Source organism: Kitasatospora sp. NPDC043949, from assembly GCF_056435365.1.
In genome coordinates, this window is the sequence record NZ_JBWKEQ010000006.1 from 187,062 (window position 1) to 211,295 (window position 24,234).

The following is a 24,234-nucleotide window of genomic DNA, read 5'->3' on the forward strand; positions in this document are numbered from 1 at the left end:
TCGTGACCAGGAAGGACACCGTGCACCCGCAAGACACCCAGAACCGCGAGGCAGGCGAGGCCCGGGCGGCCCGCACCGACCGGATCCCGGTCGGGATCGTCGGCGCCGGCACGATGGGCACCGCCGTCGCCCAGGTCTTCGCCGCGGCCGGGCACCCCGTGGTGGTGGTCGACCGGCAGCGGGCCGCCCTCGACGCCGGCCCCGGCCGGCTGCGGGACGGCCTGCGCGCCGCGCGGCTGCTCGGCCGCCGCCCGGCCCCCGGGGAGGCTCGTGCCGAGATCCCCGGCGAGGCCCGCCCCTCGGCGGCGGAGACCGTCGAACTGGTCGACTGGACGGACGAGTTCGGACGGCTCGCGGTGGCCGGCTTCGTGGTGGAGTGCGCCTCCGAGCGGCTGGCCGTCAAGGAGCGGGTCCTCCGGGAGCTCGACCGGGTCTGCGCCCCCGCCACGGTGTTCGCCTCCTGCACCTCGGCGATCCCGGTCGAGCGGCTCGCCTCCTACACCGACCGGGCCGACCGGGTGCTCGCCACGCACTTCATGAACCCCGCGTACCTCAAGGAGACGGTCGAGGTGGTGCGCGGCCCGGCCACCACCGCCCGGACGCTGGAGACCACCCTCGCCCTGCTCGCCGGGGTCGGCCGCCGCGCCCACGTCGTCCGCGACTCGCCGGGTTTCGTCTCCAACCGGGTGCTGATGCCGATGGTCAACGACGCGGCCGCCCGGGTGCAGGAGGGCGTGGCCGACGCGGAGACCGTCGACCTGATCTTCCAGGAGTGCTTCGGCCACGCCATGGGCCCGCTGCGCACGGCGGACCTGATCGGGCTCGACACCATCGTCGACACCCTCGACGTCCTGCTGGAGACCACCGGCGACGAGCGGTTCCGGCCCTGCGACCTGCTGCTCGACCTGGTGCGGCGAGGACACTTCGGCCGCAAGACCGGGCTGGGCTTCTACGCCTACGGGACCCGCCCGTGACCGCCGGCCGTCCTGCCCCCGACGTGCTCGACCTGATGCGCGAGCGGTTCCGTACGCTGCCCGACCGGACCGCCGTGGCGGTCGGCGATCAGAATCTGACGTATCGTCAACTCGATCTCGAAACAAGTGTGTTGGCGGACCGGCTGGCCGCCGCCGGGGTCGCCCCCGGTCGGCTCGTCCTGATCCACCGCCGCCAGGGCGTGCGCACCGTCGTCGGCATGCTGGCCGCGCTGCGGCTGGGCGCCGCCTGGTGCGTCCTGGAACCCGAGCGCCCCGCCGCGATGGTGCGCGCCCTGCTGCGCGACAGCGGCTGCGCCGTCCTGGTGTACGACGACGGCGACCCGGCCACCCCGCCCGCCGCCGTACGGGAGTTGACGGCCGGCTGCGGGCAGCCCGTCACGGCGGTGGCCGAGAGCGGATCGGCCCCGGCCGTGTCTCCGGCCGCCGGCCGGTCGGACGCCGTGGTTCCCCCGACCGCACCGGCCTACGCCGTCACCACCTCCGGGACCACCGGGGAGCCCAAGGCCGTCCTGGTCTCCCGCGGCGCGCTCGCCCACCTGGTCGCCTCCCGCGCCGAGGACCCCGCCGCGACCACCTTCACCGCCTCCCGGCTCTCCTGGGACGCGCCGCTGCTGATGCTGTTCCACACGCTCTGCGGCGGCGGCACGGCGGTGCTGCCCGACGAACGGGCCCTGCCCGACCCGGAGGCCGCCGCCGCGCTGATCCGCCGCCACCGGGTCGAGGTGGCGGTCAGCCCGCCCTCGTTCCACGTGCTGGTGCTGCCTCACCTGGCCGGCGCCGACGCCCACCTGCGGCAGTGGATCGTCGGCGGGGAGGCGCTGTCGGCCGCGCAGGCCGAGCGGCACCGGGCCGTCCTACCCGGCACCCGGCTGGTCAACGAGTACGGCGCCACCGAGACCACCGTCACCGTGCTCGCCCAGCCGGTCGCGTCCGCGCCGCTCGACCCCGTCCCGATCGGGCGGTCCACCCCGGGCAACCGGATCCACCTGCTGGACGAGCGGCTCGCCCCGGTCGGGCCCGGGCGGACCGGCGAGCTGTACGTGGCCGGGCCGCAGGTCGCCGAGGGCTACGCCGGGCGCCCGGCCGAGACCGCGCTGCGCTTCCTCCCCGACCCCTTCGCCACCACCCCCGGCGCCCGGATGTACCGCACCGGGGACCTCGCCTCCGCCGACCCCACCGGGGCGCTGGTGTTCCGCGGCCGGGCCGACGGGCAGCTCAAGGTGCGCGGCGTCCGGGTCGAACGCGAGGCCGTCGAAGCGGCGCTGGAACGCCACCCCGCCGTCCGGCAGGCCGCCGTCCTCGCCGTGACCGGCCCCGACGGCGCCACCGCGCTGGCCGCGTGCTGGCTCCCCGCCGACCCCGCCGCCCCCGCGCCGGACACCACCGAACTGCTGGCGCACTGCACCGCCCTGCTCGGCGGCCAGGCCCGGCCGGAGCGCTTCGTCCGGATGGCCGGATTCCCGCTCGCGCCGTCCGGCAAGACCGACCTCCAGGCACTGCGCGCCCTGCTCGCCGAAGACCCCGGCGACCCCGGCGACCCCGGCGACCCCGGCGGGCCGGACGGTCTCGGCGGACGCGACGAGCCCGCCGAGGCGGACGGCGCCCCGCGGCTCGTGACGCGCTACTGGACCGAGGTCCTCGGGCACGGCGACTTCGGACCGGACGACGACTTCTTCGCCGTCGGCGGCAACTCGCACCGGATCGTCGAACTCCACCTGCGCCTCGAAGGCCGCTGGCCCGGCGCCGTCCGCGTCGGCCGGCTCTTCGACCTGCGCACCGTCGCCGAGCAGGCCGCCGCCGTCGCCGGGGAGCCCGCCACCCCGGAGCCCGTCGCCCCGGTGGCCGGAGCGCCCACGGGCGGCGCCCGGCCCGACGCCGCGTACGAAGTCTGACGAACGGGAGAGAGCAGCAGTGACCAGGACCCCAGCGACGGCCCCCGCCGACACCGACATCGCCGTCGTCGGCATCGGCGCCCGCTTCCCCGACGCCGACGACCTGGCGGCCTTCCGGGCCAACCTCGCCGCCGGCCGGGACTCCGTCGGGGACATGCCCGCCGCCCGGGCCGCTGCCACCGGACTCGACCCGGACGCGGGCTACCTGCCGATGGGCCACCTCGCCGACGTCCACACCTTCGACCACGCCTTCTTCGGCCTCTCCCGGCGCGAGGCCGCCCTGATGGACCCCCAGCAGCGGATCGCGCTGGTCCTCGCCCACCAGGCCGTCGAGGACGCCGGCTACGCCGCGAGCGCCCTGCGCGGACGCCAGGTCGCCGTGGTGCTCAGCGCCGCCGCCTCCGGCTACCTCGGCGCCGCCACCGAGCCCGGCCCGCTCAGCGCCCTCGGCAACGTGCCCTTCGCGCTGCCCGCCCGGATCGCCCACGTGCTCGGCTTCGAAGGCCCCTGCTACGCCGTCGACACCGGCTGCAACGGCTCGCTCGTCGCCGTCCACCAGGCCTGCCGCGAACTGCGCGACGGCGAGGCCGAGTACGCGCTCGCCGGCGGCTTCAGCCTGCGCCCCGGCGGCCTGCCCGCCCGGCAGACCGAAGGCATGACCGAACTCGTCTCCCCGAGCGGCCGCTGCCGGGCCTTCGACGCCGACGCCGACGGCACCGCCAGCGGCGAGGGCGGCGCCGTCCTGCTGCTCACCACCCTCGGCCGGGCCCGCGCCGACGGCACGCCCGTCCACGCCGTGATCCGCGGCAGCGCCGTCCGGCACAACGGCCGCGCGGCCGCCACCATCAGCACCCCGAGCGCACCCGCGCACGCGGCGGTGATCGGCGCGGCCTGGCGCGCCGCCGGGCTCGACCCCGCCCTGGCCGGCTACCTGGAGGCGCACGGCTCCGGCACCCGGCTCGGCGACGCCGTCGAACTGGAGGGCCTGGCCCAGGTGTTCGGGCCGCGCGGGTTCGGGGCGCGGGGCCGGCGGCTGCCGATCGGCTCGGTGAAGACCAACGTCGGCCACCTCGACCACGCGGCCGGGATCGCCGGCCTGGTCAAGGCCGTCCTCGCGGTCGGCCACGGCGAGCTGTACCCGTCCCTGCACTTCCGCCGGCCCGTCGACGAGGCCGCCCTCGAACCCGTCGAGGTGGTCACCGCGCTGCGCCCCTGGGAGGGCGAGGAGCGGATCGCCGGCGTCAGCTCGTACAGCCTCGGCGGCATCAACGCCCACTGCGTGGTCCAGCGGCCGCCCGTGCCCCCGCGCGCCGACCGGCCGGGCACCCCCCGGCTCGTCGGTGTCTCCGCGCGCAGCCGCACCGCGCTCGCCCGGCTCTGCGCCGACCTCGGCGCCGCGCTGACCGGCCCGGCCGCCCGCGACACCGACCTCGACGACGTCGCCCTCACCCTCAACTCCGGGCGCACCCACTACGGACACCGGGTGGCGGTGCGGGCCCGCGACACCGCCGAGCTCGGCCGGGCCCTGCTCGAACGGGCGGCCCGGCTCGACGCCTCGGCACCGGCCGGCGGCGCCCCGCGCGGCGGCCGGACCAGGCCGCCCGCCGTCTGCCTGCTGCTCTCCCCGGACGCCGCGCCCGACGCCCCCGGCCCGGCGGAGCTGCCCGACACGCTGCCCGACACGCTGCCCGCCACCGGCCCGGCGGCCCGGCTGCTCGCCGGCCAACTCGCCCTCCACCGCGAGCTGTCGCGCTGCGGCGTGCCCGTGGAGACCGTGCTGAGCAGCGGCGTCTCCCGGTACGCCGCCCGGTACCTGCTCGGCACCCTCACCGCCGAGGACACCCGCGAACTCGCCACCGCCACCGGCACCGGTGCCGAGGCCGCGCCGCCCGACCGGGACCGGCTCGTCGCGGCGGCCGAACGGCTCGCCGCCGCCGGACCGGTGGTGTTCCTCGACCCCGGCCCCGGCGGGGTCCTCGGCCGGCTGCTCGCCGAGCGGTTCGGCCCGGAGGGGCAGGACGGCGCCCGGCTGGTCACGGCCGCCGACGACGGGTTCGCCGCGCTGCTCGGCCGGCTGTACGAATGCGGCCTGGACCTGGACTGGACGGCGCTCGGCCCCGAGCCCGGCACCGCCCGCCGGCTGCGCCTGCCCGGACACCCGCTGGCCGCCACCCCCTGCTGGATCCGGCCCGCACCGGGGGCCCCCGCGCTGCCCGTCGTGCCCGTCGCATCCGCCGTGCCCGTCGCGTCCGCGGCGCCCGCCGTCGAGCGCGCCGGGGCCGGCCCCGCCGAGGACCCCGAACGCTGGCTCGCCGAAGTCCTGGGAGAACTCCTGCACAGCGAGCAGCCGCCCGGCCCGGAGGCCGACTACTTCGAACTCGGCGGCAACTCGATCATCGCCCTCCAGCTCGCCGACCGGATCCAGACCCGCTTCGGCTTCCGCCCCCGGCTGCTCGACGTCTACGAACACCCCGCCGTCGGCGCGTTCGCCGACCTCATCCGCCGCCGGGCCGGCGCCCCCGCGGCCCCCGCCCTGCCGCCGATCACCCCGCGCGACACGCCCCCGGTCACCTCCTTCGGCCAGGACCGGATCTGGTTCCACCACCAGCTCGACCCCGGCACCACGCTCTACAACCTCCCGATGGTCAGCCTGATCAGCGGCCCGCTCGACGTCGACGCCGTCCGCGGCATGTGGCACGACCTGATGCTGCGCCACGAGGTGCTGCGCTCCAACTTCGCCGAGGAGGACGACGAGCCGGTGCTGCGCATCCGCCCGGAGCCCGGCGACTTCTTCACCTTCCATGACGTCTCCGCGGATCCGGACCCGCTCGCCGCCGCCCGCGAACTCGTCCGGCAGGCCGCCGAGCACCGCTTCGACCTCGCCCACGACCCCCTGGTGCGGGTGCTCGTGGTCCGGACGGCCCCCGAGCAGCACGTGCTCCAGGTGACCATGCACCACGCCGTCAACGACGGCGCCTCACCGCGGATCTTCGAACGCGAGCTGCCCGAGCTGTACGCCGCCCGCCGCGAGGGCCGCCCGCACCGGCTCGCACCGCTGCCGGTCCAGTTCGCCGACTACGCGGCCTGGCAGCGCGAACTGGTGGCCGGCCCGGCCCTGGACCGCGAACTCGCCTACTGGTGCGAGACCCTGCGGGACGCGCCGGTGCTGCGGCTGCCCACCGACCACCCGCGCCCGGCCCGCAAGGACCACGCCGGCGACCTCGCGGTGTTCACCGTGGACGCCGCCCTGATGCGGGAGCTGCGGCGGCTCGCGGCCGACCGCTCCGTCACCCTCTTCGTGGTCCTGCTCGCCGGCCTCTACCTGCTGCTGGCCCGCCGCAGCGAGCAGGACGACCTGGTCGTCGGCATCCCGACCACCGGGCGCAACCGGCCCGAACTCGAAGGCCTGATCGGCTTCTTCAACAGCACCGTGGCGCTGCGCGCCGACCTGTCCGGCGCCCCGTCGGTGACCGCCTTCCTGCACCGGGTGCGCGCCGTGGTGCTGGAGGCCCTGGAGCACCAGGAGATCCCCTTCGACCGGGTCGTCCAGGCGCTGACGGACGAGCGCGATCCGGGCCGGAGCCCGCTGTTCGACGTGTTCTACGTGCACCAGGAGCTGCCGCCGATCCAGCAGATCGAGGGCACCTCGACCGGGTACTTCGACATCGGCCACAGCGCCGGCAACCTGTTCGGCGGCCTGCCAGCGGGCACCGCCAAGTTCGACCTCACCCTGATCACCTCCGACCGGGTCGGCGACGACGCCATGACCGCCTGCCTGGAGTTCAGCACCCAGTTGTTCACGAGCGAGACGGCGGCCGCGTTCGTCGAGGAGTACACCGAGCTGCTCCGTGAACTCGCCGCCGCCGATGGCGAGTTGCCGATCTCCCGGCTGTGGGCCGGGGCGCCGGCGGCCGTCTCCGCCGCCGCGGTCCCGACCGCCCCCGCCGAGGTGCCGGCGGCCGGCCCGCCCGGGCCCGTCCGGCTCGACGTCCCCACCGACCGCCCCCGCCCGGGCCGCCCCGACTACACCGAGCGCAGCGTCACCGTCCCGGTCGACGAGTCGCTGCGCGGCGCGATCGCCAGGTCCGGCCCGCACCCCGACCGGGTGCTGCGGGCCGGCTGGCTGGTGCTGCTCTCGTGGATCTCCGGCCAGGACGAGGTGGCGGTCGGCCTGCCCGGCGGCGCCCTGCTGCGGGCCGACCTCGCCGACGAACCCGCCTTCACCGACCTGCTCGGACGGACCACCCCCGACGGGACGGCCGGCCCCGGAGTCGAGCCCCCGGTCCGCTCCCGGGGCGACAGCGACGGCGGTGGCGGTGGCGGTGGCGGTGGCCACGGCGTCGGCCCGCGCGGGGCCGAACTCGACCTGGGGTGGCGGGCGGAGAACGGCGCCGCCCCCACGGCGCTGACCGTGCACTACGCCCCCGAACTCTTCGATCCGCCGACCGCGACCGGCTTCGCCACCGGCCTGCGCGAGCTGCTGCGCGGCCTGCTCGCCGAGCCCGACCGCCCGGTCCACGACGTGGCGGCCGACTACGCCGACTACGCGGGCCAGGCCGACTGCGCGGACCACGCCGACCACGGCGACGCGCCCGAGACCGTGACCCCGCACTCCGACGACGACACCGTGAGGGCCCTGTGAGCAGCTTCACCGCCACCCCGCTCGACGCCGCCCGGCGTGCCGTCCTGCGGGACACCCCGTCCCTGCCCGCCGACTGCGTGGCGCGCCTGGTCCGCTTCGAGGGCCCGGTCGGGTCGGACCGGCTGCGCCGCGCCGTGGCCCGGGCCCTGGCCGAGCGCCCGGACCTGCACACCGGCTACCGCGCCGCCGCCGGGGGCGGCCCCGGCTTGCTCCGCCCGGCCGACCCGGCCCAGCCGCCCGCCGTCGCGGTGATCGACCTCGACCCGGAGGAACTGGACGGCTGGCTCGCCGCCGAGCTCGTCCGCCCGCTCGACCTGCTCGGCGGGCCGCTGCTGCGCCACGTGCTGATCCGCCGCTCCGACGGCGGGCTCAGCTGGTTCCTGCGCCACCACCGGCTGGTCGACGACGACGCCGGGCTGGCCGCGCTCGTCCGCCGGGCCGGCGCGCTGTACGCCGAGGACGGCGGGACGGCCCCCGCCTCCCTCGGCACCCCGGCCCCCGCCCCGGACCCGGACGCCGACCGGCCCGCCGACCGGGCGTACTGGCGGGAGGTCCTGGGGGCCGCCGGCCCCGAGCCCGCCGCCGCCCGCCCGGCCGGTGCCGTCGCGCCGCCGGCCGAACTGCCCTGGTTGCCGGTGGCCGACCCGGCCGCACTGGCCCGGGTCGCCCGGGCCGGCGGCGCGGGCCCCGCCGCGGTGCTGCTCGCCGCCGCCGCCGTCCACGCGCACCGGCTGACCGGCACCCGGGAGCTGCTGCTCGGACATTGGAGCCCGGCGCCCGGCCCGGGCGGCCGCGGCCTGGTCGTCCCGGTGCGCCTCGCCCCGGCCCCCGGGCTCAGCTTCACCGCCGTCCTCCGGCAGGCGGGCCGCGCCCTGCGCGCGGCCCGCCGCCACGGCCACCGGCCGGACCTCGACCTGCCCTGGGGCCCGTCCTCCGGGTACGGCCTGGTCACCGGGATCGCCGACAGCGCCGAGCGGGTGGCGTACGGCCCCGGTACGGTCGCCGTCCTGGCCCGCGCCTGGGGCGAGCCGCTGCCCGGCCTGTTCCTGCGCGCCGACCCCACCCCCGGCCCGGCGGACCCGGACGGGGCGTGGCGGGTCGCCGCCGGCGGCCACGGCGCCGACCCGGCGGCCCACCGCCGACTGGTCCGGCTGCTGGCGCGGCTGGCGGCCCGGCCCGACGAGCCGATCCACTCCTTCGACCTCGCCGGCGAGGACGAGCTCGCCCTGCTGCGGAAGGCCAACGCCACCGGACACGCGGTGCCCGAGACCACCGTGCCCGCGGCGTTCGCCGCCCAGCTGGCGCGGACCCCGTCCGCCGTCGCGGTGCGCGGCGGGGGCGAGGTGCTGGACTACGCCGAACTGGACGGGCGCTCCGAGCGGATCGCCCGGTTGCTCGCCGGCCTCGGCGTCGGCCGCGAGGACGTCGTCGCGGTGCTGCTGCCCCGCACGCCCGCCCTGGTCGCGGCCGTGCTGGGCGTGCTGAAGGCCGGCGCCGCCTACCTCCCGGTCGACCCGGGCCACCCGCGCGGCCGGGTGGAGTTCGTGCTGGCGGACGCCCGTCCCCGGGTGGTCCTGACCACGGCGCAGCTGGCCGCCGCCGTGCTTCCGGAGCCGGCCGCCGACGGCCCGTCCGTCGTCCTGCTGGACGAGCCCGCCGCCGTCGAGCCCGCTCCCGTCGAGCCCGCCGGCACCGCTCCCGCCGAGGCGAAGCCCACCGGCCCGCTGCCCGGCAACGCGGCGTACGTCATCCACACCTCCGGCTCCACCGGGACGCCGAAGGGCGTGGTGGTCACCCACCGGGCCGTGGCCAACCTCGCCGCCTGGGCGGCGGCCGAGCTCGGCCCCCAGGCCCTCTCCCGGGTGCTCGGCTCCACCTCGCTCTCCTTCGACCTGTCGGTCTTCGAGCTCCTGGTGCCGCTGTTCGTCGGCGGCAGCGTCGACCTGGTGGACAACCTGCTCACGCTGCTGGAACGCCCGGACTGGTCCGGCAGCCTGGTCAACACCGTCCCGTCGGTGTACCAGCAGGTCGCCCGGGCCGAGTGGGTGCGCGAGCGGGCGACGACCTACGTGTTCTGCGGCGAGCCGCTGCCCGCCGCGCTGGTCCGCCAGGTGCACGCCCGCAACCCGGACGCCCGGGTGCTCAACCTCTACGGCCCCACCGAGGCCATCGTGTACGCCACGGCCGGGGCGTGCCCGCCCGGCGCGGACGGGGAACCGTCGATCGGCGTGCCGATCGGCAACGTGCGCGCCCACGTCCTCGACCCGGCCCTGCGGCCCGCGCCGGTCGGCGTCACCGGCGAGCTCTACCTGGCCGGCGACTACCTGGCCCGGGGCTACGCCCACCGGCCGGGGGCCACCGCCGAGCGCTTCCTGCCCGACCCGTTCGGCCCGCCCGGCGCCCGGATGTACCGCACCGGGGACCTCGCCCGCTGGACCGCCGCCGGGGAGCTGGAGTACGCCGGCCGCACCGACCACCAGGTGAAGATCCGCGGCCACCGGATCGAACTCGGCGAGATCGAGGCCCGGTTGACGGAGCTGGACGGCGTCCGGCGGGCCGTGGTGGTCGCCACCGACGACGGCGAGGGCGACCGCCGCACGACGGCCTTCCTGGTCGCCGCCGAGGGTCGCCCGGCCGATCCGGAGGCCGTCCGGGCGGCGCTGCGCGAGGTGCTGCCCGCACCGGTCGTCCCGGCCGCCCTGATCTTCCTCGACGACCTCCCGACCAACGCCAACGGCAAGACCGACCGCGGCGCGCTCGCCGCCCTGGCCGCCGGAGCCGCGCCGGGGACCACGCCCGAGCCCCCCGCCGTCCCGGCCGCCGGCCCCGTCGAGGTGCTGCGCGAGCTCTTCGCCGGCGTTCTCGGCCTGCCCGAAGTCGGCCCGGACGACAGCTTCTTCGCCCTCGGCGGCGACAGCATCCGCTCCATCAAGCTGCTCCGCCGGGCCCGGCGGGCCGGGCTGGCGCTCGCCCCGGAGGACGTGTTCGCGCACCCGACCCCGGCCGGACTCGCGGCCGTCGCCACCGTGCTCGACCCCGCCGACCAAGGCGCCGGCCGGCCCGCCGACGGCGAACTGCTCCCGCTGGACGCCGCCGAACGCGCCTGGTTGCGGGCCCGGTTCCCGGGCCACCGGGACGTGCTGCCGCTGACACCGCTCCAGGAGCGGCTGCTCTTCCCCACCCAGCACAGCCAGGGCGGCGGCGGGGCCTACGTGATGCGGCTGTGGATGCTCTTCGACGGGCGGCTCGACCCGGTGGCGCTGCGCCGCGCCGTCGAGGCGCTCTGCCGCCGCCACCCGAACCTGGCGGCCGGGTTCGTCCGCCTCCCCGACGGCCGACCCGTCCAGGTCGTCCCGGACCGCCTGCCGCCGTTCACGGAGCTGGACCTCAGCGGCCTCACGGCGGCCGAACAGGAGGCGGAGACCGAGCGGTTGGCCGCCGAGGCCAGGACCACCCGGTTCGACCCGGCCGACCCGCCGCTGATCCGCTTCACCCTGCTGCGGCTGGGCCCCGGAGAGGGCGTGGGAGCGCAGCGGTACCGGCTGGAGGTGGTCGCCCACCACACCCTGATCGACGGCTGGTCCAACCAGCTCCTCCTGCCGGAGCTGTTCGCCCTGTACCGCGACCCGGCCGGACTGCCCGAGCCGGTGCCGCTGCGCTCCCACCTGGCCTGGCTGGCCGGCCGGGACCACGAGGCCGCCCGCCGGGCGTGGCGCGAGGCCCTGGCCGCGCCGATCGAACCCACCCTGGTGACGCCGCCCGGGCTGCCGCCCGCCGACGGGTGGCCGGGCCGCCGCTACCGGCCCCTGGGCGAGGAGCGCACCGAACGGCTCGGCGCCCTCGCCGCCGGGCTGGGCATCACGCTCAACACCGTGCTCCAGGCCACCTGGGCGCTGCTGCTGGCCGAGCGGACCGGCCGCCCCGACACCGTGTTCGGGATCATCGTCAACGGCCGCTCGCCGGAGCTGCCGGGCTCCGAGTCCGTCATGGGCTTCCTGATCAACACCCTGCCGCTGCGGATCACCCTGCGGCCGGAGGAGCCGCTGGCCGGGCTGCTGACCCGGGTCCAGCGCGAGCAGGTCCGGATGATCGCCCACCAGCACCTGGGAATCCCCGCGATCCAGCGGGCGACCGGCCTCGGCGAACTCTTCGACACCGTCATGGTGTACGAGAACTTCCCGCAGTCCGGCGACCAGGGCGACGCGCTCCCGGGGGTGCGGATCACCGGCTCGGGCAGCGAGACGGCCGCGCACTACCCGCTGTCGCTGATGGCCATCCCGAGGGACGGCGGACTGGAACTCGACATCCTGCACCGGGAGGACGCCGTCGACGCCGAGGCCGCCGACGCCCTGCTCGCCCGGCTGCTGGGGCTGCTCGACACCCTCGTCGCCGAGCCGGACACCACCGTCGGCGCCCTCGGCCTGCTCGACTCCTGGCCCGCGACCGCCGGGCCCGCCCGCACCCCGCTCCCCGCCGACGCCGCCGAGCCCGCCCCGCCCGCGGACGGCCTGGAGCCCATGCTGGCCACCCTGCTGCCGCTGCGCTCGACCGGCACCGGCGCGCCGCTGTTCTGCGTGCACCCGGCCGCCGGGATCGGCTGGACGTACGCGGCGCTGCTGGGGCCGCTCGGCGACCGGCCGCTCTACGTCCTGCAGTCCCGCGGCCTCGACGGCCGGGGGCCGCTGCCGGCCAGCCTGGAGGAGGTGGCCGAGGACTGCGTGCGGGAGATCCGCGCCGTCCAGCCCGACGGGCCCTACCACCTGCTCGGCTGGTCGTTCGGCGGCCTGGTCGCCTACGCCGTGGCCGCCCGGTTGCAGGAGCAGGGCGCGGAGGTGGGCCTGCTCGCGATGCTCGACAGCTACGTGTTCGCCGACCTGCCCGCCCGCTCGGAGGCCGAGGTGCTCGCCGAGCAGGGCCACGTCCGCAACGCCCTGCTGCGGCTGACCGGCGTCGACCGCCCCGCCGACGCGCCCGCGCCGACCGCCGAGGAGTTCCTCGCCCTCGCCAAGGACTCCGACTCGCCGCTCTCCGTCTTCTCCGAACACCACCTGACCGCGCTCGCCGAGGTCTACGACAACAACGTCCGGCTCGGCCGGGCCTTCCGCCCCGGCGGGTACCGCGGCGACCTGCTCCTCATCGAGGCCGTCCCCGAGACCAGCGGGCCCGTCCAGGACCCGGAGAGCTGGCTGCCCCACCTCGACGGCGGCCGGCTGCTGCGGCACCGGACCGACCACGGCCACCAGGAACTCGGCGGCCCGGCCGCCCTCGTCGACCTCGCCCCGGCGCTGCTCGACCGGCTCGGCGACCCGGCCGGGCCACAGGGTCCGCAGGGGCCGCACCAGCCGCACGAGCCGGAGAGGAGCTGAACCGGATGTCCGCCATGCCCGCCACGCCCGCCACGCCCGCCCGACGACGGCCGCTCACGGCCCCGCAGTCGGGAATCTGGTTCGGCCACGAGGCCGACCCCACCCGGCGGCGGTTCACCGCCGGCCAGTACGTCCAGTTCCACGGCGCGATCGACGAGGAGCTGTTCGAACGCGCGCTGCGGGGCGTGGTGGCCGGCAGCGAGAGCCTGCGGGCGCGCTTCGAGCCGACCGCCGACGGCGCCGTCCAGATCATCGAGGACGCCGCCGACTGGCCGCTGCACCGGCAGGACCTGCGCCACCACGAGGACCCGGCCGCCGCCGCCCGCGCCTTCCTCGCCGCCGAACTCGCCCACCCCTACGACCTGACCGCCCGCCCGCCCTTCGACCACTTCCTGCTGCGGACCGGCGAGGCGGAGTACCTCTGGTACCTCCGGATCCACCACATCCTGTGCGACGGCGTGGGCGGGGCCGGGCTGATGCGCCGGGTGGCGGCCGAGTACACGGCGCTGCACGCGGGCGAGCCGCCCTCCACCGGCGTGCACGACCCGCTCCAGGCCCTGCTGGACGACGACGCCGCCTACCGCTCCTCCGCCCGGTTCCGCACCGACGCCGCGTTCTGGGCCGAGGAGTCGGCCGGCCTCGGCGACCCGCCCCGCCTCGCGGGCGGACGCAGCGCCCCGACCGGCTCGGGCCCGCGCCCGCCGGTCGCCGTCCGGACGGAGCTGTCCGCCGAACGCTGGGCCGCTGTCCGCGAGCGCGTCGGCGCGGGCTGGACGGCGCTGTTCCCGGCGGCGCTCGCCGTCGCGCTGCACGCCGACACCGGCGAGGGCACGGCGGTGATCGGCCTCGGCGTCCGTGGCCGGGACGCCGCGCTGGCCCGGCGGGCCCTCGGCATGACGGCGAACGTCGTCCCGCTGCGGCTCGCCGTCGACCCGGCCGCCACCGTCGGCGGCCTGGTGGCGGCCACGGCGGACCGGGTCCGGGCCGCGCTGCGCCGCCAGCGGTACCGCTTCGAGGACCTGCTCCGCGACACCGCCGCCGCCCGGGGCGACCGGCCGCTGATCGGCCCCACCCTGAACCTGCTGCCGCTCGACCTGGGCCTGCGGTTCGGCGGGATCCCGGCCACCGTGCACGAGGTCTCGCCGGGCCTGCCCGAGGACTTCGCGCTCGGCGTCTACGACAACGGCCGCGCCACCCTGCCGGTGTTCGCCGACGCGGTCGGCGACTACCCCGAGGACACCGTCCGGGCCCACCTGGACCGGGTGCTCGACCTCGTGACGGCGCTGGCCGAAGCCCCCGAGGGGCTCCCGGTCGGCCGGCTGCGCACCGGCAGCGCCGTCGCCCTGCCAGCGCCGCGGCCTGCCCCCGCGCCGGCGCCGGACCGGACCGGCCAGGACGGCGACACCCTGGTCTCGCTGTTCGAGCAGCAGGCCGCCACCCGCCCGCGGGCACCGGCCGTGGTGCTGGGGGAAACCGTCCTCACCTACCGCGAACTCGACCTGCGCGCCGACCGGTTGGCCCGCCGGCTCGCCGCCCGGGGCGTGCGCCGCGGCGACCTGGTGGGCGTCGCCCTGCCTCGCTCGCCGGACCTGGTGGTCGCGCTGCTCGGAGTCCAGAAGGCCGGCGCCGGCTACCTGCCGCTGGATCCGGACTACCCGGTCGAGCGGCTGCGCGCGACCATCGAGGACGCCGCGCCCCGGCTCGTGGTGACGGACGACTCCGCCCGGGCGGCGCTGCCCGACGGCGTCGAGACCCTGCCCGTCGACGGCGCGGACGAGCCCGCCGACCGGACGCGGCCGCAGCGCTCCGGCCCGGACGGTGTCGCCTACGTCATCCACACCTCCGGTTCCACCGGCCGCCCCAAGGGCGTCCTGGTCACCCACCGCAACGTCACCCGGCTGCTCGCCACCACCGCCGACCGGTTCGGCTTCGGACCGGACGACACCTGGACCCTGTTCCACTCCTACGCCTTCGACTTCTCGGTCTGGGAGCTGTGGGGAGCCCTGCTGCACGGCGGCCGCCTGGTCGTCGTCCCCCGGGACACCGCCCGCTCGCCCGAGGAGTTCCTGCGCCTGCTCGCCGACGAGCGCGTCACGGTGCTCAACCAGACCCCCTCGGCGTTCACCCAGCTGGCCGCCGCCGACGCCGCCCACCCCGGCCCGAGCGCCCGGCTCGCCCTGCGGTACGTCATCTTCGGCGGTGAGCAGCTCGAACCCTGGCGGCTCGCGGACTGGTACCTGCGGCACCCGCAGGACGCGCCCCGGCTCGTCAACATGTACGGCATCACCGAGACCACCGTGCACGTCACGGCCGGCGACCTCGACGCCGCCGCCGTGGCCTCGGGCGCCGCCACCATCGGCCGCCCGCTGCCCGACCTGCGGGCGTACCTGCTGGACGCCGCCCTGCGGCCGGTGCCCGACGGCCTGCCCGGCGAGCTGTACGTGGCCGGCCCCGGCCTGGCCCGCGGCTACCTCGGCCGCCCCGCGCTGACCGCCGCCCGCTTCACCGCCGACCCGTACGGCCCGCCCGGCAGCCGGATGTACCGCAGCGGGGACCGCGCCCGCCGCCGCCCCGACGGCGAACTCGAACACCTCGGCCGCACCGACCGGCAGGTGAAGATCCGCGGCTACCGCATCGAGCCGGGGGAGATCGAGGCCGTGCTCGCCGCGCTGCCCGGCATCTCCGGCGCCGCCGTCCTCGCCACCGAACGGGAGCCCGGGCACAAGGCGCTGACCGCCTACCTGCTCGGCACCGAGGAGGCCGTCCGCGCGGCCGCCGACCACGCCCGCGCGTCGCTCCCGGACCACCTGGTGCCCGCGGCCTTCGTCGCCGTCGAGGCCTTCCCGCTGACCGCCAACGGCAAGCTCGACGAGCACCGGCTGCGGGCCCTGGAGGCCAGGGCGGCGGACGGCCGGGGCCGGGCGCCCAGCGGCGAGCACGAGACCCGGCTGCACCGGCTGTTCGGCGAACTCCTCGGGGCCGAGGGCTTCGGCGCGGACGAGAGCTTCTTCGCCCTCGGCGGCGACTCCCTCTCGGCGAACCGGCTGGTGGTCCGTGCCCGGGCCGAGCTGCCCGCCGAGCTGTCCGCCGGACTGACCATCCGGGACGTCTTCGCGGCCCCCACCGTGGCCGGCCTGGCCGCCCGGATCGGCGCCCGTGGCGCCGCCCGCAGGGGTGAGGCGGCGGCCGGCCGGGAACTCCCGCAGCGCCCGCAGGCCGGCCCCCGGCCGGAGCGCATCCCGCTCTCCCACGCCCAGCGCGGCCTGTGGTTCCTGCACCGGCTCGGCGAGCAGGCGTCGACCTACCACATCCCGCTCGCCGCCCGGCTGACCGGGCCGCTCGACCTGGCCGCGCTACGGGCCGCCGCCGGCGACGTCCAGCAGCGGCACGAGAGCCTGCGCACCGTGTTCCCGGCCACCGACGGGCAGCCGTACCAGCGGATCCTCGACGACCCGCCCCTCCCGCTGACCGTCCGGCAGCTGGACCCCGCCGGCCTGGACGCGGCGGTGCACGAGGAGGTCCACCGGCCCTTCGACCTCGAACAGGGCCTGCCCTGGCGGCTGGTGGTGTTCACCGCCGGGCCCGGCACCCACCTGCTGCTGATCGTCCTGCACCACATCACCGCCGACGAGCAGTCGCTGGGCCCGCTGACCCGCGACCTCGCCGTCGGCTACGCCGCCCGGGCCCGCGGCCGGGCCCCCGAGTGGCCCCGACTGCCGCTCCAGTACGCCGACTTCACGCTCTGGCAGGGTCGGGAGCTCGGCCCGGCCGACGAGCCCGACAGCCCGCTGGCCACCGAACTGGCGCACTGGCGCGAGACCTTGCGCGGCGCACCGGAGCGCACCGCGCTGCCGGTGGACCATGAGCCGCCGCCCGGCGCGGCCCTGCGCGGGGCCGCTGCCGAGTTCCAGTGGGACGCCGAACTGGTCGCCGCAGCAGCTGAGTTGGCGGCCGGCCGGGGAGCCACCCTGTTCATGGTGCTGCACGCGGCCGTCGCCTGCCTGCTGGCCCGCTCCGGAGCGGGCACCGACCTCGTCCTCGGCACGGTCACCGCCGGCCGCGCCGACCCGGCCCTGGACGACCTGGTCGGCTACTTCGCCCAGCCGCTCGCCCTGCGCACCGACCTCTCGGGCCGCCCGGGCTTCGCGGAGCTCGTCGACCGCGTCCGGCACGCCGACCTCACCGCCTTCGCCCACGACCAGGCGCCCTTCGACCGGGTGGTGGACGCCCTCGCACCCGACCGGGAACTCGGCCGCCACCCGCTGTTCCAGGTGATGATCACCCTGCACGGCGGACGCCAACCCGCGCTCACCCTGCCCGGACTGTCCGGCGCACCGCACCGATTCGAGCGGGTGATGGCCAAGTTCCCGCTGCTCTTCGAGTTCGCCGAACAGCCGGACGGCACGGTGCGTGGCGTCCTGGAGTACAGCACCGGCCACTTCCGTCCCGAGACCGCCGACCGCCTGGCGCAGGGCCTCGGCCGCCTGCTGGCGGCCGTCCTGGCCGACCCGGCGGCACCCGTCGACGCCCTTGGCAGCCTCGACCTGCCCGGCACCCTCGACCTGTCCGACACCCCGGGCCCGGCCGGCCGCCCGCTCCCGGCGTCCGCCGCCGCCCGCCCGCAGCCTGTCACCCGCCCGGAGGGCGGCTCGCCCGCCGAGGAGCAGCTGCGGACCCTGTTCGGCAGCGTCCTCGGCCGGGCGCGGCCCGGGCCGTCGGAGGGGTTCTTCCGGCTCGGCGGGGACAGCATCCTGGCGATCCAACTGGCCACCCGGGCCCGGTCGGCGGGCGTGCTGATCACGCCGAAGGACGTGTTCACCCACCAGACCCCGCGCGCCCTCGCGGCCGCCGCGGCCGTCGTCCCGGACCGTGTCCGTGCCCCGGCCGCCCGCCCGGCGGTGCCCGCGCCCCCGGGCGGGGTGCTGCCGCCCACCCCGATCGCGGACTGGCTGGCGGCCCGCGGCGGACCGATCCACGGCTACGCTCAGTCCCTGCTGTGCGAGGTGCCGCCCGGCGCCACCGAACACACCCTGAGCGCCGCCCTCCAGCAGCTCGTCGACCACCACGACGCGCTGCGGACCCGCCTGACCGGGGCCCCGGGCGAGCCGCTCGCCTTCGAGATCCGGCCCGCCGGGACCGTCCCGGCGGCCCCGCTGCTGCACCGGATCGACCTCGCCCGCGAGGGCCTCGCCACCGCCCCCGGCCGCGACCCGGCGCCCGCCCTGCTGGAACTCGTCGCGGAACAGCGGCACGACGCCCGCCGCCGCCTCGACCCCTACCGGGGCGAACTGCTGCGGGCGGTCTGGTTCGACGGCGACCAGGGCGGCCTGCTGCTGATGGTGATCCACCACCTCGCCGTCGACGGCGTCTCCTGGCGGATCCTGCTCGACGACCTCGCCCGGGCCCACCGGGCCGCCGCCGACGGCCACCCGGCCGACCTCGCCGCCGTCCCCGTCACGGCCGCCGACTGGGCCCGTGCGCTGCGGGCCGCCGAGGCCGACCCGGCGGTCGCCGCCGACCGCGACCACTGGCACGGCCTGCTGACCGCCGGCACCGGGACCATCGGCACCCGGCCGCTGGACCGCACCCGGGACACCGTGGCCGGGGCCGCGACCCTGCGCACCACCCTGGGCGGCGGCCCGACCGCCGCCCTGCTGACCGACCTGCCCGACCGACTCGGCGCCGCCGTACCGGAGATCCTCCTCGGCGCGCTCGCCGCCGCCCTGCGCGGCTGGCGCGCCCGCGGCGCCGACGGCCCGCTCCTGGTGGACGTCGAGGGCCACGGCCGCGACCCGGAACTCGCGGCCCTCGACGGCCTCGACCTCTCCCGGACGCTGGGCTGGTTCACTGTCATCCACCCCGTCCTGCTGGACACCGGCCCGGCCGGACCCGACACCGGGGGAGCGGCCCGCGCCGACGACCTCGCCCCCGCCGACGAACTGGCCCGCGCCGTCGCGGCCGCGCGGCGGCGCCTGCGCGCGACCCCCCACCGGGGCCTGACGTACGGGCTGCTCCAGCGGTCCGGCGCGCTGCCCGACCGCCCGGCCCCGATCGCCTTCAACTACCTGGGCCGCTTCGACACCACCCGACGCGGCCCCTGGCAGCCCGTCCCCGGCACCCTGCGGGGCGAGGCCGACCCCACCCTGCCGCTCGCCCACACCCTCTCGGTCGACGCCTTCGTGGAGACCGGCCCGGACGGCCCGCGGCTGCGGGTCGAATGGGCCTGGCCGGCCGGCGTGCTGGCCGCCGACGCGGTGGCCGAACTCGCCGCCCGCTGGGAGCAGGCCCTCACCACCCTGTCGTCCGCCGGCCCGCCCCGGGCCGGGGGGCCCGCAGCCGACGCCCAGCCCGAAGCACCCGCCGAGGCCGCCGTCCTGCTGCCCGCCACGCCGCTCCAGGCCGGCCTGCTGTTCCACTCCCGCTACGCCGCCCACGACGGCCGCCGCGACCCGTACCTCGTGCAGCTCGTCCTCGACCTCACCGGCGCGATCGACCCGGAGCGGCTCCAGGACGCCGCCCGGCGGCTGCTCGCGCGCCATCCGCAGCTCGCCGGGGCCTTCACCAGCGGCGAGTCCGGCCCGCCGCGGCAGGTCGTGCCGGTCGAGGTGACGCTGCCCTGGCGCACCGTGGACCTCACCGGACGGGCGGAGGGGGAGCAGTCCGCCGACGCCCGGCGGCTCGTGGCGGAGGACCGCCGGCCGTTCTCGGTCGACACCCCGCCGCTGATCCGGTTCACCCTGCTGCGGCTGGCCGCCGACCGGTGGCGGCTCGTCTTCACCCACCACCACCTGCTGCTGGACGGCTGGTCGGTGCCGATCGTGCTGCGCGAGCTGCTCGCGCTGCACCAGGGCGTCGATCTGCCCCCGGCGCCGTCCTACCACCGCTACCTCGACTGGCTGGCCGGGCGCGACGACGCGGCCGCGCGCGGCGCCTGGCGCGTCGCCCTCGCCGGGGCCGAGCCCACCCGGGTCGGCCGGCCCGCGCCGGCCGGCGGCGAGGGCGCCGACGACGGCCCGTCGACGAGCGTCTTCACCCTGCCCGCCGGGCTCACCGCCGGGCTGCGGGCGCGCGCCGCGCAGTGGGAGGTGACCCTCGGCTCCCTGGTGGCGACGGCGTGGGCGCTGGTGCTCTCCCACCTCACCGGCCGCGACGACGTCCTGTTCGGCACCACCGTCGCCCAGCGCCCGGCCGAACTGCCGGAGGCGGACCGGCTCGTGGGCCTGCTGATCAACACCGTGCCGGTCCGGGCCCGGCTGCACCCGGGCGAGCCGCTGCGAGAGCTCGCCGCCCGGTTCCAGCGGGAGCGCACCGCGTTGCTGGACCACGAGCACCTGGGCCTCACCGAGGTGGAGGAGGCCGCCGGCGCCGGGCGGCTCTTCGACAGCTCACTGGTGTTCGAGAACTACCCGCTGGACGAGGCCGGGTTCGTCGAGCCCGCGCCGGGCCTGCGGATCGGTGCCGTCGAACCGTTCGACGGCACCCACTACCCGCTCTCGCTGGTGGTGCTGCCGCGCCGGGGCGGCCTGGACGTGCGGCTCCAGCTGCGCCCCGCCGAACTGGACCGGTACCTCGACGCGGACCGGCTGCGCACCTTGCTGACGGCCGCCTGCGCCGCCCTGGCCGGTCCTGGCGCGGACGCGCTGACCACCGGCCGGGTCGACCTGCTGCCGCCCGTCCAGCGGGCGGGGCTGCGGGCCTGGGGCACCGGCCCGGCGGCCGACGCCGAACCGGTGTCGGTGGGCGCGCGGTTCGAGCGGCTGGCGGCCGACCACCCGGACCGGATCGCCCTGCGACACGTCGACGGCGCCACCGCGAACGCCACGGGTACCGCCACCACCACGTACGGCGCGCTCAACGCCGACGCCAACCGGCTGGCCCACCACCTGGCCGGCCTCGGGGTGCGGCCCGGCACCCGGGTCGCCGTGCGGCTGCCGCGTTGCCCGGAGGTGCCGGTGGCGATGCTGGCGCTGGCCAAGCTCGGCGCCGTCTGCGTCCCGCTGCACCCGGGGTTCCCGGCCGAGCGGCTGCGCGCGCTCGCCGCCGAGGCGGGCGCCGAACTGCTGCTGGACGCCGAGGTGTTGGCGGCGGTCCGGCGGGCGGGCGGGAGCGCGGGCAACCCCGGCGTGGAGGTGCCGCCCGGGCAGGTCGCCCAGTTGCTGTACACCTCGGGCTCGACCGGCCGCCCCAAGGGCGTGGCGGTCACCCACCGCAACATCCTCGCCCTGGCCGACGACCCGCTGTGGCACGGCCCCGACCACGACCGGGTGCTGTTCCACTCGCCGCACGCCTGGGACGCCATGGTGTACGAGCTGCTCATGCCGCTGCTGACCGGCCGTCAGGTGGTGGTGGCCCCGCCGGGAGAGCTGACCCCGGCGGACTACGCCCGGGCCGTCGAGCGCGGCGGCGCCACCGCGGCCTGGCTGACGGCGGGCCTGTTCGACCTGCTGACCGAGCAGGTCCCGGCGGCCCTGGCCCGGTTGCGCCTGATCTGCACCGGCGGCGACGTCGTCCCCCCGGCGGCGCTCGCCCGGGCCCGGCGGGCCGCGCCCGGCCAGCGGTTGCTGGACCTGTACGGGCCGGTGGAGAGCACGACTTTCGCCCTGGGCCACGAAGTCCCGGCGGGCCCGGTCCGCGAGGGCGAGGCCGTCCCGATCGGCCGCCCGCTCGCGGGGACGAGGGTGCTGCTGCTGGACGCCGCGCTGCGCCCGGTGCCGCCGGGCGTCCCCGGCGAGATCCACCTGGGCGGCGAGGGCCTGGCCGCGGGCTACCACGGCGCCCCGGCCCGGACGGCCGAGCGCTTCGTCGCCGACCCGTACGGCCCACCGGGCGGCCGGCTGTACCGCACCGGGGACCTGGGCCGGTGGGACACCGAGGGCCGGCTGCACTTCCTGGGGCGCGCGGACCGGCAGGTGAAGATCAACGGGTTCCGGATCGAGCCGGGCGAGATCGAGGCCGCGCTGTGCGCCGAGCCGGAGGTCACCGCCGCCCGGGTGGTGCCGCACGGGGCGGGCCCGGCGGGCCGCTCGCTGGTCGGGTACGTGGTCGCCGACCGGCCGGTGGCCGCCGGCGAACTGCGCCGCCGGCTCGCCGGGCGGCTGCCGCGCCACCTGGTGCCCGCCGTGCTCGTCCCGGTCGACGCGCTGCCGCTGGACGCCAACGGCAAGGTCGACACGACCGCCCTGGGCCCGCCGCAGCGGTCGGCCCCGGGGCCGACCCGCTCGCCCCGCCGGGAGGTCCTGGCGGCGCTGTTCGCGGAGGTGCTGCGGGTGCCGGCGGTCGCGCCGGAGGACGACTTCTTCGCGCTCGGCGGCAACTCGATCGCCGCGATGCGGCTGGCCGGGCGGATCCGGTCCACCCTGGGGGTCGACGTGCCGCTCGGCGAGCTGTTCGACGCGCCCACGGTGGCCGGGCTGGACCACCGGCTCGACCGCGCCGCCCGTACCGACGGCACCGGCGGCAGCGCCCCGGCGCTCGGCGACCGGACGGCCCGGCCCGACCGGCTGCCGCTCGCCCCCGCCCAACTGCGCCTGTGGACGGCCAACTACCTGGGCGAGCACCGCCCGGACTACCTCACCACCCTGGCCCTCGACCTCACCGGCGGGCTCGACCCCGCCGCGCTGCGGGCCGCCCTCGGCGACCTGGTGGCCCGGCACGAGGCCCTGCGGACCGTCCTGCCGTACGGCCCGGACGGCCCCGAGCAGCGCATCCTCGCGCCCGCCGATGCCCCGCCCGGCGCCCCGCCCGCCGACGCCGACCTCGCCGAGGCCTTCCTCGTCGCCGTCCCGTCCGCCGCGCCCCGCTTCCTCGACGTCCCGCCGGAGCGGCTGGACGCCTGGATCGCCGCCGAACTCGACTGCGGCTTCGACCTGTTGACCGAACCGCCGCTGCGCACCGCCCTGCTGCGCAGCGGCCCCGACCGGCACACCCTGCTGCTGGTGCTGCACCACGCGACGGTGGACGGGCACGCGCTCGAACCGCTGCTGGCCGACCTGCGGTCCGCCTACCGGGCCCGGGCAGCCGGCGGGGCGCCGCGCTGGCCGTCGCCCGCCGTCCAGTACGCCGACCACGCCCTGTGGCTGCGGCGGCGGCTCGGCGACGAGGACCGCCCGGAGAGCCCGGCCGCCCGGCAGGCCGCCTACTGGAAGGGCGCGTTGGCCGCCCTGCCGCCGTGGCGGGGCCTGCCGGACGCCACCGGCGCCCCGGGCGCCGGGCCGGGCGCGGCCGGCACCGTCCGCTTCGCCCTGGACCTGCGGGAGCACCGCCGGCTGGCGGCTGCCGCCCGGGCCTGTTCGGCCGGCACCGGGATGGTGGTGCAGGCGGCGTTCGCGGCCGCGCTGGGCGACCTCGGCGCGGGGCACGACCTCCCGATCGGAGTGCCGCTGGCCGGCCGGGACGACGAGGTGCTGGACGGCGTGGTCGGCTGCCTGGTCAACACCGTGGTGCTGCGGGTCGACACCTCCGGCGCCCCGACGGCCCGCACCCTGGTCGGGCGGGTCCGGGAGCGGCTGCTGGCCGCCCACGCCCATCAGGACCTGCCGTTCGACCGGGTGGTGGAACTGGTCAACCCGGCCCGGCGGGCGGGCCGCCAGCCGCTGTTCGGGGTGGCGGTCTCCCATCTGGTGCGGGCCGAACCGGCCGACGGCGGGCGGTGGGCCGACGCCGTGACGGTCGCCGAGCGGCCCGTCCCGGTGGCCCGCACCGCCGTCGACCTGCTGCTCCAACTGGTGGAGCGGCGGACCGCGGACGGCGCACCCGGCGGGCTGGAGTGCGCCCTGGTACACGCGCTGGACGGCTGCGACGAGCCGACCGCCCGGCGGGTGGTGGCCGCCTTCCGACGGCGGGTCACCGAGTTCTGTGACGAGTTGAACAACGAGTCGAACGGCGAGCTCGACGGCGAGCTCGACGACGAGCCGGCCGACGAGTTGAACGACCTTGCCCACGTGCACGACCACAACCATGAAGTGAGGGCCCGATGAGCAGCACCAACCCCTTCGACGACGAGCAGGGCGCGTTCCTGGTCCTGGCGAACGAGGAGAACCAGCACGCGCTCTGGCCCGCCTTCGTCGACGTGCCCGCCGGTTGGCGCAGCGTGTTCGGCGAGGAATCCCGGCAGGCCTGCCTGGATTACGTCGAGAAGAACTGGACCGACCTGCGTCCGCGCAGTCTGGCCGAGGCGATGGACGCCCGCGTCGACTGAGCGCGATCGGCCGGTCCATCAGGGCTGTTCCGCCCTGGCTTAAGGATCTTCCGTCCCCCGCAAGCGAACTGACAGCATGTCAGGGACGGGCGCGGGGCCGGCCCGCAGGAACGAGTGCGGCGCGCCTGGGTTTCCCCCACGC

At 77.7% G+C, this 24,234-nt stretch carries 6 protein-coding genes; all 6 read left to right on the plus strand.

The genetic code is table 11. The features are described 5' to 3' along the window. Positions 1 to 113: 113 nt before the first annotated feature. Genes AC07AL_RS07975 through AC07AL_RS08000 form a run of 6 tightly spaced genes read left to right on the plus strand, consistent with a single transcriptional unit; the run spans position 114 to position 24,092 of the window. Positions 114 to 974, plus strand: coding sequence for a 3-hydroxyacyl-CoA dehydrogenase family protein (locus tag AC07AL_RS07975; protein ID WP_478317200.1), 861 nt, complete (start codon positions 114 to 116; stop codon positions 972 to 974). Beyond that, complete coding sequence (locus AC07AL_RS07980; RefSeq protein ID WP_478317190.1) at positions 971 to 2,887, plus strand: non-ribosomal peptide synthetase; 1,917 nt, start codon at positions 971 to 973, stop codon at positions 2,885 to 2,887. The genes AC07AL_RS07975 and AC07AL_RS07980 overlap by 4 nt, the downstream gene beginning before the upstream one ends. A 19-nt stretch (positions 2,888 to 2,906) precedes the next feature. Further along, positions 2,907 to 7,529, plus strand: a complete 4,623-nt coding sequence (locus tag AC07AL_RS07985; RefSeq protein WP_478317191.1) for a condensation domain-containing protein — start codon at positions 2,907 to 2,909, stop codon at positions 7,527 to 7,529. After that, on the plus strand, positions 7,526 to 12,895 hold the full coding sequence (locus AC07AL_RS07990; RefSeq protein ID WP_478317192.1) for a non-ribosomal peptide synthetase: 5,370 nt from the start codon (positions 7,526 to 7,528) through the stop codon (positions 12,893 to 12,895). Before AC07AL_RS07985 ends, AC07AL_RS07990 begins: the two co-directional genes overlap by 4 nt. A gap of 5 nt (positions 12,896 to 12,900) precedes the next feature. Further along, positions 12,901 to 23,871: an amino acid adenylation domain-containing protein gene (locus tag AC07AL_RS07995; RefSeq protein ID WP_478317193.1), complete on the plus strand. Its 10,971-nt coding sequence runs from the start codon at positions 12,901 to 12,903 to the stop codon at positions 23,869 to 23,871. Beyond that, the gene (locus tag AC07AL_RS08000; protein WP_063349723.1) at positions 23,868 to 24,092 is read left to right on the plus strand and encodes an MbtH family protein; all 225 of its coding nucleotides are present in this window, start codon (positions 23,868 to 23,870) and stop codon (positions 24,090 to 24,092) included. The genes AC07AL_RS07995 and AC07AL_RS08000 overlap by 4 nt, the downstream gene beginning before the upstream one ends. Positions 24,093 to 24,234 lie beyond the last annotated feature (142 nt).

What these genes read in the sequence shown, in the direction of transcription:
- AC07AL_RS07975 (WP_478317200.1), top strand. Translation starts at nt 114, where the DNA reads ATGGGCACCGCCGTCGCCCAGGTCTTCGCCGCGGCCGGGCACCCCGTG.
- AC07AL_RS07995 (WP_478317193.1), top strand. Translation starts at nt 12,901, where the DNA reads ATGTCCGCCATGCCCGCCACGCCCGCCACGCCCGCCCGACGACGGCCG.
- AC07AL_RS08000 (WP_063349723.1), top strand. Translation starts at nt 23,868, where the DNA reads ATGAGCAGCACCAACCCCTTCGACGACGAGCAGGGCGCGTTCCTGGTC.